This window comes from Mesorhizobium sp. WSM1293, from assembly GCF_000513875.1.
Lineage (GTDB): Bacteria > Pseudomonadota > Alphaproteobacteria > Rhizobiales > Rhizobiaceae > Mesorhizobium > Mesorhizobium ciceri.
Window position 1 is genome coordinate 97,946 of the sequence record NZ_AZUV01000015.1, and the last position, 16,697, is coordinate 114,642.

Consider the following 16,697-nt stretch of genomic DNA (forward strand, 5'->3'; position numbering starts at 1 on the left):
ACGTCTCGCCGGTGTTGCCATGCGAATCGACGCTGGCGACCTTCCGCACCGTTCTGGCAGGCGCGAAAAGTCGTCCTACAGGGTTTGATAAATTTTGCGGGTCGGCTAAGTTGATCATGGGCACCTTGACTTGGCGCGGGTCCGGCAACCGTCGAACCTCTGCGCAAGAATGGGTAATTACTATCGATGACGAGCGCGGTGCCAGGCACTCTCGCTGCCTTTTTGTGCTTTTTTTCCCTGACCGTCAACGTTTCCGACGCGACAGGCCAGGAAACGGTGGCGAAGCCGGAAAAAAAGATAACTGAAATCAAGATAGGCTATTTGCGGGCCTACGCACCGCAATTGACGCTTTCCATGCTCGACCTGCCGCCACGTGACGAAGGTGTCGCCGGTGCCGAGGTGGCGATCGGCGACAACAACACGACGGGAAAGTTCACCAACCAGAAATTCAGCCTCGACGTGACCGAGGTCAAGCCCGACGGCGACGCGGTTCAGGCATTCGAAGGCATGATCGCCAAGGGCGACCGCTATGTGGTCGCCGATCTTTCAGCCAAACAATTGCTGTCGATCGCCGACATCGCCCGCGACAAAGGCGTGCTGATCTTCAACGTCGGCGCCACCGACGACAGCCTTCGCGAGGAGGACTGCCGCATCAACGTTTTCCATATCGCGCCGACGCGCAGCATGCTGGCCGACGCGCTGGCGCAGTATCTCATGGTGAAGAAGTGGCCGAATTGGGTGCTGCTCTATGGATCACATGAGCAGGACCATCTCTACGCCGATGCGCTGCGCCGCGCGGCAACCCGCTTCGGCGGCCAGATCGTCGCCGAGAAGGAATTCAAGGATACCGGCACAGCCAGGCGCACCGACACCGGCGCCACGCAGATACAGCAGCAGATTTCCGTGTTCACGCAAGACCTCCCGGAGCACGACGTGGTGCTTGTCGCCGACGAAAGCGAGGTTTTCGGCACCTACGTGCCCTACCGCACCTGGACGCCGCGGCTGGTCGCCGGCACGGCCGGTCTGGTTGCATCGTCATGGCATCCCGCCAGCGAACAATGGGGCGGCATCCAGATGCAGAGCCGCTTCCTGAAGACGACGAGCCGGCGGATGCTCTCCAAAGACATGTCGGCCTGGACCGCGGTGCGTGCGGTCGGCGAGGCCACCACGCGCACCAAGGGCGACGATGCGAAAAAGATCAGCGACTATATACGCTCTGACGATTTTTCGGTTGCTGCTTTCAAGGGGCAGAAGCTGACCTTCCGCAAATGGAACCTCCAGCTTCGCCAGCCGATCTTGCTTGGCGATACCAAGTCGGTCGTCTCGACATCGCCACAGGAGGGCTATCTTCACCAGGTCTCCGAACTCGACACTCTCGGTGTCGATCAGCCGGAAACGAAATGCGCTCTCAAGTAGAGTCAATCGGGAGGAATTTGCGTGCAGAAACGAGCTTGCGCATTCGCTATTCTCGCGGCCGGCTTCACGGCCAGCCCGGCATCGGCCTATACGGCTTACGTGTCCAACGAGAAGGACAACACGATGACCGTCGTCGACACGGCGACGATGCAGGTGGTGAAGACCGTCGAAGTCGGCCAGAGACCTCGCGGCATCACCATCTCGCATGACGGCAAATTCGTCTATCTATGCGCCAGCGATGACGACACGATCCAAATCATCGACACCGCGACACTTGAAATCGTCGGTACGCTGCCATCCGGCCCCGATCCCGAATTGTTCGTCCTCTCGCCCGACGGCAAGACGCTTTATGTCGCCAATGAGGACGACAATCTCGTCACCGCCATCGACGTCGAAAGCAAGCAGGTCCTGGCCGAGATACCAGTCGGCGTGGAGCCGGAAGGCATGGGTGTCAGCCCCGACGGCAAGACCATGGTCAACACCTCGGAAACCACCAGCATGGCGCATTTCATCGACACCGGCACGCATGAGGTGACGGACAATGTGCTGGTCGACACGCGTCCTCGCTTCGCCGAATTCAAGCCCGACGGCTCGCAGGTCTGGGTCAGCGCTGAGGTCGGCGGCACCGTCAGCGTCATCGACAACGCCAAACGCGAAGTGGTGAAGAAGATCCAGTTCGCGATTCAGGGACTGCGGGCCGAAACCATCCAGCCGGTAGGCATCGCCATCAGCGCCGATGGCAAGAAAGCCTATGTCGCGCTCGGCCCGGCGAACCATGTCGCGGTGATCAATACCGACACTTATGAGGTGGAAAAATACATCCTCGTCGGCCAGCGCGTCTGGCATCTGGCCTTCACGCCCGACCAGAAAACGCTGATCACCACGAATGGCAATTCCAACGATATCACCTTCATCGACACGGCCACCGACGAGCCGGTCCAATCGCTCACTGTGGGCCAGCAGCCCTGGGGTGTGGTCATTTCGCCCAAATAGCAGACATTGATCATCGGGAGGCTCAAGACATGAAACTTTGCCGTAGGTTTTTCTTCGCCGCGCTCGCCGGATTTGTCCTTGCTCCGATCGTAGCAAACGCCGACGATGCGACGTCAAAACCGTCGCGTGCCAGCAAGAACCTGCCGGAATTGATTATCGGTTCGGCCGATTCCACCTATGCGGTCAATCAGAAGGACTTCGAGCTGATCGCCGGCCAGGGCTATCGCTGGAAGATCACGTCCAAGGGCGGTTTCGAGTACAAGTTCGTGACCGATCTCTTCCGCAATGTCTGGATGGACCAGATCGTCATCAACGATTTGGAAGTGCATATGGACGGCGGACCGGCCTGGCTGGAATTCGACGACGCGGGAACGATCCAGGTGCAGTTCCATACCGTTCGCCCGGGCGAATATACCTGGTCGGTTCCCGACCTTGCCGACAAGGGACTGAAGGGCAAGATTACGATCAAGTAAGACAAAAGGCGATCAGGGGCGCCAATAGGCCAACGCGTCCTGAAGGAGCGACCCGGCATGCAGCATATGAGGACAAGCGGACCGGGAGACGAGGTGGCGGCGCTCGATGTCCGAGCCGTCAGCCATTCCTACGGCCAGAAGCGGGCGCTCAACGACGTCTCCTTCTCGATCGCGCCGGCGACTTTCACCGTTCTGCTCGGCCTCAACGGGGCCGGCAAGACGACGCTGTTCTCACTGATAAGCCACCTCTACGACACGCGTCACGGATCGATCCGCATCTTCAGCCATGACATTCGCCGCGCGTCCGGCGAAGCACTCAGACGGGTCGGCATCGTGTTCCAGGCACGCACGCTCGATCTCGACCTCAGCGTCTACCAGAATCTCTCCTACCATGCCTCGCTGCATGGCATTGGCGGACGCGAAGCTCGCCAGCGCATTGCCGCGCTGCTGGAAACGGTCGACATGCAGGGCCGCCAGCATGACAAGGCACGCAGCCTCTCCGGCGGTCAGATGCGGCGCATCGAAATCGCCAGGGCGCTGCTGCACCGACCTTCCCTGCTCCTGCTTGACGAGGCGACCGTCGGCCTGGATATCGAATCTCGTGCGGGCATCCTCGCCACCATCCGCAAGCTCGTCCAAGCAGAGGGCATCGGCGTGCTCTGGGCCACGCATCTGATCGACGAAGTCGAAGACGCCGACCATGTCGTCATACTGCGGCGGGGTGACCTGGTCGCCAGCGGCAAGGTGTCGGATGTGATCCGTGCGAACGGCGGAAGTTCGATTCGCGAAACCTTTTCGAAGCTCAGCCGCGTCGATGCGGCGGGCATGACGGAGACGTCGCCATGAGCGCTCCTGCGATGCCCGGAAAGGTCGCCGGCATCATGCCGGTGCGGTCCGAGCCATTCGGCCTGCGCCACTATCTCATTTGCCTGAAAGGCGTCGTCCTGCGCGAGTGCCTGCGCTTCCTGCACCAGCGCGAACGCTTCATTTCCTCGCTGGTCCGGCCGCTCGTCTGGCTGTTCATCTTCGCGGCCGGCTTTCGCCAGGTGCTTGGCGTGTCGATCATCCCGCCCTACAAGACCTATGTGCTCTACGAGGTCTATATCACGCCGGGCCTTTGCGGCATGATCCTGCTGTTTTCCGGCATGCAGTCTTCGCTGTCGATGGTCTACGACCGCGAGATGGGCAACATGCGCATCCTGCTGGTCAGCCCGTTTCCGCGCTGGTTCCTGCTGGTGTCGAAGATGCTGGCCGGTGTGGCCGTATCGATCGTGCAGGTCTACGCGTTCCTGATCGTTGCCTGGTTGTGGGGCGTCAAAGCGCCGCCACTCGGCTATCTCTATGTTCTGCCGGCACTGTTCCTGTCGGGCATGATGCTTTGCGCGCTCGGCATGCTCTTGTCTTCGCTGATCAAGCAGCTTGAAAACTTCGCCGGCATCATGAACTTCGTCATCTTTCCCGGCTATTTCGCGTCTCCGGCGCTGTATCCCTTGTGGCGCATCCAGGAGGCGAGCCCCCTGCTCTACAAGATCTGCCTCTGCAACCCGTTCACCTATGCCGTCGAACTGATCCGTTTTGCCTTCTACGGGCAGATCGAATGGCTGTCGCTGGGCGCCGTCGCCGGCTGCACGCTGCTGTTCCTGGGCGGCGCCATCATCGCATACGACCCTTCGCGCGGTTTGGTGATCCGCAAACAGGACATGGGAGGAAACGCCTGATGGCGCGAATGAGACTTGTTCACACTCTGGTTCTGGTCACCACGCTTGCGTCGATGGAGGGCGCCGCCGCGGCAAACACCGATCCCGACTGGCCCTGCATGCAGCGTAAGGTGCCACAGCTCTCGCTTGGCCAGATCTGGAATGGGCCGGAGCTTCCGGCGACCGCGAAGGATTGGGCGAAGGATCCAGGCGTGTCGGCGCTTGTCGATGCTGTGGCGGCCCGGCGGACGCCGATTGCACAAGCCCAGAAAGAGATCAAGGATTTCGCGACTTCCCTACCGCCCGAGCAGGTCGCAACCAAAATGACGATGCTGGTGCAGGGAATGTTCGATCACATGGACGCCGAGCGTTCGCACGTGATCTCCGGCATCTCCCGCTATGCCCACAAACAGCTGGAAATGGCGGCACAGTTGCGCAAGGAAGCATCCGAAGTGGACGCGCTGCGCGCCAAGGCCGATGCGGATCCGGACGAAGTAGAACGGCGAACCGATCAACTGAATTTCGCGACGCGAATTTTCAACGAACGCGTCCAGTCGCTGACTTATGTCTGCGATGTGCCGACGATAATCGAGCAGCGGCTTTACCAGTTGTCGAAGACTGTCTCGGAAACGCTCATCGTGAAGAAATAGACCTTGGCCGCCTGTCTCACGACTCTCTGCCAGGCAGCACACGCCAGCGCTGCACGAAATAACCGGGATGCGTCTCGATCCACCTTGCCACCAGCGGCTGCGCCTGCATGAAGGCAGTTCCGGGATTCATCGCCAGACCGTCTACCATTTCCTCGCGTTGTTCGCAGGTCCGCGGTCCATCCGTCAGGCAGACCATCATAACGAGTGTGTAAAGCATTACCCCTTTTCCCCATCGAATTCCCGAACCCATACCCGGGAGAGTTCCGAACAGTCTGCAGGGGTTGCACATACAGATCGCTTACGGTGTGAAAGGACGTGGCCCCCGCTCTTTCGCACTGCAACATAACATATCGCTTATATAATACCAACGAGCGCGGGCGTTCTCCACCGGACTTTCATCCGTTGCGCTCGTGCAGTGTCATCCAGCCTTGTCTGGATACAGCTTTCCGAAAAGGGGCAGGTACATTGCGCCCTTGCGCATCAGGAAATCGTTGAATGTGGCCATCGCCGGCGAGATTGCGTGATCGGTTCGCATCACCGAGAACCATTGTCGGCGGATCGGCATGCCGACAACGTCGAGGATGACAAGCCGGCCTGCCTCGGTTTCCGCAGCGATGGTGTGAGCAGAGATGAAGGCGATGCCCAGACCAGCCATCACCGCCTGCTTGATCGTTTCGTTCGAGGCCATCTCGACACCGAGGTCGTCGATGCGCCCAGGCACGTCGCTCAGGAATATTTCCAACGAGATACGGGTTCCGGAGCCGGGCTCGCGAATAAGGAAATGCTCCTCGGCAATCCGCTCCTTGGAGATATCGCGCGCCGCCACCAAGGGATGGTCGGGCGGCGCGATGATGACCAGCGGATGATCACCGAAGACCGAAGCACGCACCGGAACCTCTTTCGCCGGACGCCCCATCAGCGCGATATCGATGTCGTGGTTCCTGAGGTTGTCGATCGTCTGGGCACGATTGCCGATGGCAAGCCGCATGTCGATGTCGGGATGGTCCTTCATGAACGCAGCCATCAGCCGCGGCGCGAAATATTTGGCTGTGGAAACGACGCCGAGCCTCAAGCTGCCGGTGCGTACGCCCTTGATGGCATCCATCTTGTCTTCGAGCAAACCGAGATGCTCCTCGATAACCTGCGCTGTCTCGACGAAAGCCAGACCTGCGGCAGTGGGACGCATGCCGTCCGACGTTCGGTCGAACAGAGCCAGCTGGAATTCTTCCTCCACTTGTCGCAGTTGGATTGTCAGCGCTGGAGGAGACAGGCCTAACATCTTGGCTGCGCTGACAATTTTGCCGCACTTGATGATTGCCTGGACGGTCTTGAAATGCTTGAGCGTGAGATTTCTCATGCCACATACTAAATTATTTTTACTGACTAGGTAAAGTTATTGAATTTTACTTATCTGTCCACGTTTGTTTCCATTCCTCCAGTCCAGCCGCTCCGAGGAGATGCGGCGGGAGGGGAGGTTACGATGCCAGCGGCAACGCTCGACGCTTTTCTGAACTCCTATCTCGGCCAGCCAGACGAATTCCGCTCGGCCGTTGTGACGACCGTTCGTCAGTTGACACAGGCCGCCATCAAGGTCCGCAACACCATCAACCAAGGGGTGCTCGGCGCCGCCTTTGCCGAGACCCGTGGCGCCAATGCCGACGGCGACGTCCAGAAGGATCTCGACGTCTTCTCCGACGACATCTTCCTCGACGCCATGCGCCGTGCGCCGGTGGCACTTTACGCCTCCGAGGAGCTGGAGCAGCCAGTCCTGCTCGACAGGCAAGCGCCACTCGCCATTGCGATCGACCCGCTCGACGGCTCTTCCAACATCGACACCAACGTGTCGATCGGAACGATCTTCTCGCTCCTGACCGCAACTGGCGCGCCGGACGCTGATCCGGCCGCCTCTTTCTTGCAGGCGGGCGTGAACCAGCTAGGCGCCGGTTTCTTCATCTATGGGCCGCAGCTGGCACTCGTCCTGTCGCTCGGCAGCGGCACGCATGTCTTCGTCTTCTCGACAAGGCTCGGCACCTTCGTCCAGGCCTATGAAAGCCGGATCATTCCGCAACGCACTCAGGAGTTCGCCATCAACGCCGCCAACTACCGGCACTGGGACGAGGCTGTGCGGCTCTATGTCGACGACTGCCTGGAGGGCACCGAGGGACCGCGCGAGAAGGATTTCAACATGCGCTGGATCGCCTCTCTGGTCGCCGACTGTTACCGCATATTGATGCGCGGCGGCGTTTTTCTCTACCCCGGCGATCGGCGCAAGGGCTATGGTCAGGGACGGCTGCGCCTCGTCTACGAGGCCAACCCGATCGCCTATCTCATAGAGCAGGCCGGTGGTGCCGCCACCGACGCGATCACCCGCATCCTGGAAATCGAGCCCGAGAGCCTGCATCAGCGCGTGCCGATGATCTTCGGGTCGGCGCGGGAAGTGGCGCGCATCACGCGCTACCACACAGAGCCGAGCAACATCGGTGAGCGTGCGCCGCTGTTCAGCCGCCGCGGCCTGTTCAGAGCCTGAGCTGCACCATGTCAGCCAAGCACCCCATCATCACCATCACCGGGTCGTCGGGCGCCGGCACGACCTCGGTCAAGCGCATCTTCGAGCTGATTTTCCGGCGCGAGAACATCGAGGCCGCTTTCATCGAAGGCGACGCATTTCACCGCTACGACCGCGCGGCGATGAAGGCAAAGGTGGCCGAGGAGGAAAAGGCCGGCAACCCGAACTTCACCCATTTCAATGCCGCGGCCAACGAACTCGGAATTCTCGAAGAGGTGTTCGCGGAATATGGCCGCCGCGGAACCGGCAAGACCCGCACCTACATTCATGATGAGGAAGAGGAAAAGCAGCACGGCACGCCACCGGGAACCTTTACCGAATGGCGCGAATTCGCTCCCAGCGACCTGCTCTTCTACGAGGGGCTGCACGGCTGTGTCGTCACCGACACGATCAATCTGGCCAAGCATGCGGATCTCAAGATCGGCGTCGTGCCGGTCATCAATCTCGAATGGATCCAGAAGATCCATCGCGACCGTTCGACACGCGGCTATTCCACCGAGGCGGTGATGGACGTGATCCTGCGCCGGATGCCCGACTATGTCCGCTACATTGTCCCGCAATTCTCGCAGACCGCCATCAACTTCCAGCGCGTGCCGATCGTCGATACGTCCAACCCGTTCATCGCGCGCTGGATTCCGACACCCGACGAATCGATGCTGGTTATCCGCTTCGCCAATCCGCGCGGCATCGATTTTCCGTATCTGCTGTCGATGATCCACGACTCGTTCATGTCGCGGCCAAATTCCATCGTGGTGCCAGGCAACAAGCTCGATCTTGCCATGCAGCTGATCCTGACGCCGCTCATCCTGCAATTGGTTGAACGCAAGAGCCGTGTGTCGTGAGGAGGATGCAATGACCAGCCAAACAGCACTGAAGCCCGTCACCACAACCGCTCCCGTCTCGGAGCGCGAGATGGCGAACGCCATTCGCGCGCTGGCGATGGACAGCGTCCAAAAGGCGAATTCGGGTCATCCCGGCATGCCGATGGGCATGGCCGATGTCGCAACGGTGCTGTTCAACCGCTTCATCAATATCGATCCGTCGAGACCGGACTGGCCCGACCGTGACCGTTTCGTGCTTTCAGCCGGCCACGGCTCGATGCTGCAATACGCGCTGCATCATCTGCTCGGCTACGAAGACATGCAGGTCGAGGAATTGCAGCGATTTCGGCAGCTGGGCAGCCGCACCGCCGGACATCCGGAATACGGCCATGCGCTTGGCGTGGAGACCACCACCGGACCGCTTGGACAGGGCATTTCCACGGCGGTCGGCATGGCGCTGGCGGAACGCATGCTTGCCGCCCGCTACGGTGCCGATCTGGTCGATCATCATACCTATGTGATTGCGGGCGACGGCTGCCTTCAGGAGGGAATCAGTCACGAGGCGATAGACCTCGCTGGTCACCTGAAGCTTTCCCGCCTGATTGTCTTCTGGGACGACAATGCGATTTCCATTGACGGGCCGACCTCCCTCTCCACGTCGATGGACCAGCCGGCGCGCTTCAAGGCCGCCGGCTGGGATGTCCAAAGTGTCGCCGGGCACGACATGGCAGCAGTCGCCGCGGCAATCGAGGCGGCGCGGCGGTCGGATCGGCCATCGCTGATTGCCTGCCGCACAGTGATCGGCATGGGTGCCCCCAATCTCGGCGGTTCGGAAAAGACGCACGGCGCACCGCTGGGTGAAGCAGAGATCGCCGCGACACGCGAAAACATCGGCTGGGCCCACGCGCCGTTCGAGGTGCCGGATGATATCCTTTTCGCCTGGCGCGAGATTGCCGGTCGCGGCGAAGCGATGCGGCGCGCCTGGGAGCAGCGGCTTGCCGCCTCGCCGCGACGCGAGGCTTTTGAAAACGCCGTCGCCGCCGAACTGGCCGACACGGTCTTCGACGCGCTCGAAGCCTTTCGTCGCGAACATGTCGAGAAGGCAACCAAGGTGGCGACGCGAAAAGCCTCCGAAATGGCGCTGGAGGCCATCAACGGCGCAACGGAATTGACCGTCGGCGGCTCGGCCGATCTGACGCACTCGAATCTGACGATCACCAAGGGCATGAACCGCATTGCGCCGAGTGACTATGCCGGCCGCTACATTCACTACGGCATTCGTGAGCACGGCATGGCGGCCGCCATGAACGGCATCGCGCTGCATGGAGGGTTCGTGCCCTATGGCGGTACGTTCCTGTGCTTCGCCGATTATGCGCGCGGCGCGATGCGGCTCTCGGCGCTCATGGGCCAGCGCGTCATCTATGTGATGACACACGATTCCATCGGCCTCGGCGAGGACGGCCCGACGCACCAGCCGGTCGAGCACCTGGCGATGCTGCGTGCCACGCCCAATCTCAACGTCTTCCGTCCGGCGGATGTCATCGAAACGGCGGAGTGCTGGGAACTCGCGCTGAAGAGCAAGGATCGGCCGAGCGTCCTGGTGCTGTCGCGCCAGAACCTGCCGATGCTGCGTCGGTCGCACAGTGACGAGAACCGCTCCCGCCAAGGTGCCTACGTCCTGCGCGAACCAGCCGAGCACCGTGCCGTCACCCTGATCGCCACCGGCTCGGAGGTCGAGATCGCGGTTGCTGCCGCCGAAAGGCTGGAGACCGAGCATGGTGTCGCCGCCGCCGTCGTGTCGATGCCGTGCTGGGAGCTTTTCGAGGAGCAGGAAAGCGCCACCCGCAAGGCCGTCCTCGGCTCGGCGCCGCGCGTCGCGGTCGAAGCGGCAGCCCGGCTGGGCTGGGACCGCTGGATCGGCGAGACCGGCGCTTTCGTCGGCATGACCGGCTTCGGCGCCAGCGCCCCTGCCCCCGACCTCTACCGGCATTTCAACATAACGTCCGAAGCGGTTGCTGCAGCGGCGCTGAAGCTCATCATCTAGGAGGATTCACAATGGCTCGCATCACCCTTCGCCAGCTTCTCGACCATGCCGCCGAGCACGGCTACGGCGTACCGGCATTCAACATCAACAACATGGAACAGGGCCTCGCCATCATGGAAGCGGCCAAGGCCTGCGACGCGCCTGTCATCATCCAGGCTTCGCGTGGCGCCCGGTCCTATGCCAACGACATCATGCTGGCCAAGATGATGGAGGCGCTGACCGAAATCCACCCAACCATCCCGCTATGCATCCATCAAGACCACGGCAACAGCGAGGCCACCTGCCTTTCCGCGATCCGCCACGGCTTCACCTCGGTGATGATGGACGGATCCTTGATGGCGGACGCCAAGACGCCGGCAAGCTACGACTACAACGTCGCCATAACCGAACGCGTCGCACGTATGGCGCATTGGGTCGGCGCTTCCGTCGAAGGCGAACTGGGCGTGCTCGGCTCGCTGGAAACCGGCCAAGGCGAGGCCGAGGATGGCCACGGCGCCGAGGGCGCGCTCTCCCACGACCAGCTCCTGACCGATCCCGATCAGGCGGTCGACTTCGTGACCGCAACCCAAGTCGACGCGCTGGCGATTGCCTGCGGCACCTCGCACGGTGCCTACAAATTCACCCGCAAGCCGGACGGCGACATCCTGGCCATGCAGGTGATCGAGGCGATCCACGAGAAGCTGCCCAACACGCATCTGGTCATGCACGGCTCTTCCTCTGTGCCGCAGGAGTTGCAGGACATCATCAACAGATACGGCGGCGAGATGCCCCAGACTTTTGGCGTCCCGGTCGAGGAGATCGAGCGCGGCATCCGCTACGGCGTGCGCAAGGTCAATATCGACACCGATTGCCGCATGGCCATGGCCGGGCAGTTCCGCCGCGTCGCGACGGAAGACCCGCGCGAGTTCGATCCCCGCAAATTCCTGAAGCCCGCCATGGATGCCTTGCGCGACCTTTGCCGGGACCGCTTCGAGCGTTTCGGCACGGCGTCCAACGCCTCGAAGATCAAGGTCATCGCCATGGACGAGATGGCGAAACGTTACGCCGCGGGAAAACTCGACCCCCAAATCGCAACCGCGAAAGCCGCCTGAGCAACAAACAGGAGACCTGTCATGAACAAGATCGACATACTGCCAGCGGGGACGCTCAAGGAAGGCAAGGAGCGCTACAAGTCAGGGGTCATCCCCTACAAGAAGATGGGCTACTGGGAGCCTGACTACAGGCCCAAGGAAACCGATCTGATCGCCATGTTCCGGATCACGCCGCAACCCGGTGTCGACCACGAGGAGGCGGCAGCCGCCATCGCCGGTGAATCCTCCACCGCGACGTGGACCGTGGTGTGGACCGACCGGCTGACAGCTTGCGAGCTCTATCGCGCCAAGGCGTTCAGATCCGAGCCGGTGCCGAACACCGGTCCCGGAACCAAGACCGAGCAACAGTACTTCGCCTACATCGCCTACGACCTCGACCTGTTCGAGCCGGGCTCGATCGCCAACCTGACCGCATCGATCATCGGCAATGTGTTCGGCTTCAAGGCAGTCAAGGCTTTGCGGCTGGAAGACATGCGTATCCCGGTGGCGTATCTCAAAACTTTCCAGGGGCCGGCGACCGGCATCGTGGTGGAGCGTGAGCGGCTCGACAAGTTCGGCCGGCCGCTGCTCGGCGCGACGACGAAGCCGAAGCTTGGCCTGTCGGGACGCAATTACGGGCGCGTCGTTTATGAAGCGCTGAAGGGCGGCCTCGACTTCGTCAAGGACGACGAGAACATCAACTCGCAGCCCTTCATGCATTGGCGCGACCGCTTCCTCTACTGCATGGAGGCCGTGAACAAGGCGTCGGCCGCCACCGGCGAGGTCAAAGGCCATTATCTCAACGTCACCGCCGGCACGATGGAGGAGATGTACGAGCGCGCCGAATTCGCCAAGCAACTTGGCTCCTGCATTGTGATGATCGATCTGGTCATCGGCTACACGGCGATCCAGTCGATGGCCAAGTGGGCACGCCGCAACGACATGATCCTGCACCTGCACCGTGCCGGCAACTCGACCTATTCGCGCCAGAAGAACCACGGCATGAATTTCCGCGTCATCTGCAAATGGATGCGCATGGCCGGCGTCGACCACATCCATGCCGGCACGGTGGTCGGCAAGCTGGAAGGCGACCCGCTCATGATCAAGGGATTTTATGACACGCTGCGCGAGGAGCGCACGCCGCAGAACCTCGAAACCGGGCTGTTCTTCGATCAGGAATGGGCCTCGCTCAACAAGGTGATGCCCGTTGCCTCGGGCGGCATCCATGCCGGCCAGATGCACCAGTTGATCCACTATCTCGGCGAGGATGTCATCCTGCAGTTCGGCGGCGGCACGATCGGCCATCCGGACGGTATCCAGGCAGGCGCGACGGCCAATCGCGTCGCCTTGGAAGCGATGATCCTGGCCCGCAACGAGGGGCGCGATTATTTGCGCGAAGGGACCAAGATCCTCGAACAGGCGGCCAGATGGTGCACGCCGCTGAAGGCTGCCCTGGAGACCTGGAAGGACGTCACCTTCAACTACGAATCGACCGACACGGCCGACTTCGTGCCAACCGCAACGCCCAGCTTCTAGACGAAAGGAACCGTCGTCATGATGACCAATCCGGGAAACAAGGTCACACAGGGGCAGTTCTCGTTCCTGCCCGACCTGACCGACGAGCAGATTTCGGCGCAGATCAAATACGCGCTGAAGAACCATTGGGCGGTCAGCGTCGAGTACACGGACGATCCGCATCCGCGAAACACCTATTGGGAAATGTACGGCAACCCCATGTTCGACTTGAAAGATCCGGCGGGCATACTGCTCGAGGTCAATGCTTGCCGGAAAGCCTGTCCGAACATGTATGTGCGGGTAACCGCCTTCGATTCGACCAAGGGCTGGGAAGCGCCGCGCATGTCGTTCATTGTCAACCGGCCGCCCAGCGAACCCGGGTTCCGGCTGCTGCGCCAGGAGCGTGACGGCCGCAGCCAGGGTTATTCGATCGTGCCTTATGCGACCGACAGGCCCGAGGGCGAGCGGAGCTAGCCGAACCATGCTGAACGCGATGACAAAGGACGCTGCCGCACAGGACGCGACGGTTGATCTGCAGGCCGAGTTCGAGGCGTCCAACATCGACGAGGTGATGGACAAGCTCGACCGAGAACTCGTTGGCCTGAAGCCGGTCAAGACCCGCATCCGCGAGATCGCCGCCCTCCTCCTGGTCGACCGGCTTCGCCGCAGGTTCGGACTGACATCGGGCGCGCCGACGCTGCACATGAATTTCACGGGAAATCCTGGCACCGGAAAGACCACGGTGGCGCTGAGGATGGCCGAAATCCTGCATCGTCTGGGTTATGTCCGCGAAGGCCACATGGTCGCCGTGACTCGCGACGATCTCGTCGGCCAGTATGTGGGCCACACCGCGCCCAAGACCCGCGAGGTGATCAAGCGTGCCATGGGCGGCGTGCTTTTCATCGACGAGGCCTACTATCTCTACAAGCCAGAGAACGAACGCGACTACGGCCAGGAATCGATCGAAATCCTGCTGCAGTGCATGGAGAACAACCGTGACGATCTGGTTGTGATCCTTGCCGGCTACAAGAACAAGATGGACCGCTTCTTCGACAGCAATCCCGGCATGCGTTCGCGCATCGCCCACCACCTCGATTTCCCCGACTATGGCGTCAGCGAACTGAAATCGATCGCCGAGATTATGCTCGCGGAGCAGAATTATCGCCTCAGCGAGGCGGCGTCCCAGGCGCTCGAAGAGTATCTTCCGATCCGCATGAGGCTGCCGCATTTCTCCAACGCGCGTTCGGTTCGCAACGGGCTCGACCGGGCGCGGCTGCGGCAGGCCAACCGGCTTTTCGCATCGCGCAGCCGGGTGTTGACCAAGGCCGATCTTATCACCATCGAGGAATCCGACATTCGCGGCAGCCGCGTGTTCGCGGAAGGGAAACTCGAAGGCGAACCGGAGACGAAGATGCGCTGACAGGACGAAGCGGCCGGCGCAGCGACCAACACCGCAGACAGAATTGGAGACGACGACCATGGTCACCGGGACAATCATCGCACCCTCCGTGCTTTCCGCGGATTTCTCGCGGCTCGGCGACGAGGTCGAAGCTGTCGTGCGGGCGGGTGCCGACTGGATCCATCTCGACGTGATGGACGGCCACTTCGTGCCCAACATCACCTTCGGTCCGCCGGTGATCAAGGCGATCCGCGACCGAACGGACAAAATCTTCGACTGCCATCTGATGATCGCGCCGGCCGACCCCTATCTGGCCGCCTTCGCCGACGCCGGTTGCGACATCATCACGGTGCATGCAGAGGCCGGGCCGCATCTCGATCGTTCCCTGCAGGCGATCAAAAATCTCGGCAAGAAGGCCGGCGTATCGCTGAATCCTTCGACGCCGGAGAGCGTCATCGAGTATGTGCTCGACAGGCTCGATCTGGTGCTTCTGATGACGGTCAATCCAGGCTTCGGCGGCCAGGCCTTCATTTCCGCGGTCATCGAGAAGATCAGGCGAATCAAGGCATTGGTTGGCCACCGCCCGATTGACATCGAAATCGATGGCGGCGTCACGGCCGAAACCGCCCCGCTGGTCGCCGCGGCCGGCGCTAATGTGCTGGTCGCCGGGTCGGCCGTGTTCAAGGGAGGCGCCGAGGCGGCCTACCGCGCCAACATTGGAACCATCCGACAGGCGGCCGACGGTGCGATCCGGAAAGCCGCGTAAACCATTTCATCGGAGGCAAGCATGGCGGCCGTTCCCCCTGTCTGCGATTTCGGCTGGCGCGCGATCGATGCCGTTTTGCCCGGCGTCGACGGCAGGTCGCATTCGATCCTCAGCCAGGCCGGCCCGAACGGCCTGGTCGTGGCCTTCATCTGCAATCACTGCCCTTATGTGAAGGCGGTGATTTCACGTATCGTGCGCGATGCCAACGACCTCAAGGCCGAAGGTATCGGCTTCGTTGCGATCAACTCGAACGATGCCGACACCTACCCCGAGGATTCCTTCGACCAAATGAAGCTCTTCGCCACGACGAACGGCTTCAGCTTCCCCTACCTGCACGACCAGCGCCAAACTGTAGCGCGCGATTACGTGGCGGTGTGCACTCCCGATTTCTTCGGGTTCAACAGCGAGTTGGGATTGCAATATCGCGGTCGGCTGGACGCCTCGCGACGAGAAGCCGGAGCGCCCGGGCTGAGACGCGATCTGTTCGAGGCGATGAAGCAGGTTGCCCGAACCGGCGACGGGCCGCTGAACCAGGTCGCCTCGATCGGCTGCTCGATCAAGTGGAAGGATGACGCATGAACGTCGGCGCAGGTAGGCCGCTTCGATCGCCGAAGGCGATCCTGTTCGACCTCGACGGCACGCTGGTCGACTCGGCACCGGACATAGCGGCCGCCGTCAACGAATTGCTGGCCAGCCGCGATCTGCCGCCGCTGCGCCTGGACCGGGTCAAGGCCATGATCGGCGGCGGTGTCAGGAAACTGATCGAGCGAGCCTTCGCGGCATCGGGAGCGCCACTGCTCGGCAACGCTCTCGATGAGGCAAACCGCGTCATGGCGCCTATCTACCGCCGGCATCTGACCGGCCTGACAAGGCTGATGCCTGGCGTCAGGGAGGCCCTCACCCACTTTCATTTGGGCGGAGTAAGCATGGGGGTGGCAACCAACAAACCGCAGTTGGCGACCCGCGAAATCCTGCTTCATTTCGGATTGACGGAATATTTCGGTGCGATCGTCGGCGGAGACGCGGTGACATACCTGAAACCGGCGCCCGATGCCCTGCTGCTGGCGTTGGCACAGCTAGGCGTCGACCCGGGTGACGCGCTGCTGGTCGGAGACAGTGGCGCTGACCTGGGCGCCGCACGCGCCGCCGGCATGCCCGTCATCCTGCTGCGTGGCGGCTACAGCCACATTCCGGTGGAAGAGCTTGGCGCCGATCTTGTTTGCGACAGCCTTTTCGATCTGCCTTCGGCAATGCAGGGGCTGCAAGCCGATGCGTAGGCGAACGCCG

18 protein-coding genes are annotated in these 16,697 nt (G+C 61.6%); 16 read left to right on the forward strand and 2 right to left on the reverse strand.

Annotated elements, in window-relative coordinates; translation table 11 throughout:
* Positions 1-186 precede the first annotated feature (186 nt).
* The 6 genes from M729_RS0119895 to M729_RS0119920 are packed head-to-tail and all read left to right on the forward strand — an operon-like array spanning position 187 to position 5,229.
* The gene (locus M729_RS0119895; protein ID WP_027162614.1) at positions 187-1,416 is read left to right on the forward strand and encodes an ABC transporter substrate-binding protein; all 1,230 of its coding nucleotides are present in this window, start codon (positions 187-189) and stop codon (positions 1,414-1,416) included.
* A gap of 21 nt (positions 1,417-1,437) precedes the next feature.
* Positions 1,438-2,409 (forward strand): YVTN family beta-propeller repeat protein, encoded by a 972-nt coding sequence (locus M729_RS0119900; protein WP_013532045.1) that lies wholly within the window; start codon positions 1,438-1,440, stop codon positions 2,407-2,409.
* A gap of 29 nt (positions 2,410-2,438) precedes the next feature.
* The gene (locus M729_RS0119905) at positions 2,439-2,882 is read left to right on the forward strand and encodes a hypothetical protein (protein WP_013532046.1); all 444 of its coding nucleotides are present in this window, start codon (positions 2,439-2,441) and stop codon (positions 2,880-2,882) included.
* Between the two features lie 57 nt (positions 2,883-2,939).
* Positions 2,940-3,728 (forward strand): ATP-binding cassette domain-containing protein, encoded by a 789-nt coding sequence (locus M729_RS0119910; RefSeq protein WP_024504382.1) that lies wholly within the window; start codon positions 2,940-2,942, stop codon positions 3,726-3,728.
* 35 nt (positions 3,729-3,763) lie between these two features.
* Entirely contained in the window at positions 3,764-4,600 is an 837-nt protein-coding gene (locus M729_RS0119915; protein WP_050596302.1) for an ABC transporter permease, read from the forward strand.
* Between the two features lie 53 nt (positions 4,601-4,653).
* A complete protein-coding gene (locus M729_RS0119920) occupies positions 4,654-5,229 on the forward strand; it encodes a hypothetical protein (protein WP_244514294.1) in 576 nt (191 codons plus the stop codon).
* Positions 5,230-5,245: 16 nt separating this feature from the next.
* On the opposite strand, the gene M729_RS01000000135465 is transcribed toward M729_RS0119920, so the two are convergent.
* Together M729_RS01000000135465 and M729_RS0119930 are read right to left on the reverse strand one after the other, a co-directional pair.
* Positions 5,246-5,446 carry a hypothetical protein gene (locus M729_RS01000000135465; RefSeq protein ID WP_013532050.1) on the reverse strand — a complete coding sequence of 67 codons (201 nt, stop codon included), beginning with the start codon at positions 5,444-5,446 and terminating at the stop codon, positions 5,246-5,248.
* Positions 5,447-5,647: 201 nt separating this feature from the next.
* Complete coding sequence (locus M729_RS0119930; protein WP_013532051.1) at positions 5,648-6,586, reverse strand: LysR family transcriptional regulator; 939 nt, start codon at positions 6,584-6,586, stop codon at positions 5,648-5,650.
* A gap of 123 nt (positions 6,587-6,709) precedes the next feature.
* Here M729_RS0119930 and M729_RS0119935 point away from each other — a divergent pair, with 123 nt between their 5' ends.
* The 10 genes from M729_RS0119935 to gph are packed head-to-tail and all read left to right on the forward strand — an operon-like array spanning position 6,710 to position 16,687.
* The gene (locus M729_RS0119935; RefSeq protein ID WP_013532052.1) at positions 6,710-7,756 is read left to right on the forward strand and encodes a class 1 fructose-bisphosphatase; all 1,047 of its coding nucleotides are present in this window, start codon (positions 6,710-6,712) and stop codon (positions 7,754-7,756) included.
* An 8-nt stretch (positions 7,757-7,764) separates the two neighbouring features.
* Entirely contained in the window at positions 7,765-8,637 is an 873-nt protein-coding gene (locus tag M729_RS0119940; protein WP_013532053.1) for a phosphoribulokinase, read from the forward strand.
* A 10-nt stretch (positions 8,638-8,647) separates the two neighbouring features.
* The gene (tkt, locus tag M729_RS0119945; protein WP_032808924.1) at positions 8,648-10,660 is read left to right on the forward strand and encodes a transketolase; all 2,013 of its coding nucleotides are present in this window, start codon (positions 8,648-8,650) and stop codon (positions 10,658-10,660) included.
* Between the two features lie 11 nt (positions 10,661-10,671).
* Positions 10,672-11,751: a class II fructose-bisphosphate aldolase gene (fba, locus tag M729_RS0119950; protein ID WP_013532055.1), complete on the forward strand. Its 1,080-nt coding sequence runs from the start codon at positions 10,672-10,674 to the stop codon at positions 11,749-11,751.
* Positions 11,752-11,772: 21 nt separating this feature from the next.
* Positions 11,773-13,266, forward strand: coding sequence for a ribulose-bisphosphate carboxylase large subunit (locus M729_RS0119955; protein WP_013532056.1), 1,494 nt, complete (start codon positions 11,773-11,775; stop codon positions 13,264-13,266).
* Between the two features lie 18 nt (positions 13,267-13,284).
* Positions 13,285-13,719: a ribulose bisphosphate carboxylase small subunit gene (locus M729_RS0119960; RefSeq protein WP_013532057.1), complete on the forward strand. Its 435-nt coding sequence runs from the start codon at positions 13,285-13,287 to the stop codon at positions 13,717-13,719.
* A gap of 7 nt (positions 13,720-13,726) precedes the next feature.
* Positions 13,727-14,665, forward strand: a complete 939-nt coding sequence (cbbX, locus tag M729_RS0119965; RefSeq protein ID WP_013532058.1) for a CbbX protein — start codon at positions 13,727-13,729, stop codon at positions 14,663-14,665.
* Between the two features lie 58 nt (positions 14,666-14,723).
* Positions 14,724-15,410, forward strand: a complete 687-nt coding sequence (gene rpe / locus M729_RS0119970) for a ribulose-phosphate 3-epimerase (RefSeq protein ID WP_013532059.1) — start codon at positions 14,724-14,726, stop codon at positions 15,408-15,410.
* 21 nt (positions 15,411-15,431) lie between these two features.
* Complete coding sequence (locus M729_RS0119975; protein ID WP_027162618.1) at positions 15,432-15,989, forward strand: thioredoxin family protein; 558 nt, start codon at positions 15,432-15,434, stop codon at positions 15,987-15,989.
* Positions 15,986-16,687 carry a phosphoglycolate phosphatase gene (gene gph / locus M729_RS0119980; RefSeq protein WP_013532061.1) on the forward strand — a complete coding sequence of 234 codons (702 nt, stop codon included), beginning with the start codon at positions 15,986-15,988 and terminating at the stop codon, positions 16,685-16,687. Before M729_RS0119975 ends, gph begins: the two co-directional genes overlap by 4 nt.
* The last annotated feature ends 10 nt before the right edge of the window (positions 16,688-16,697 follow it).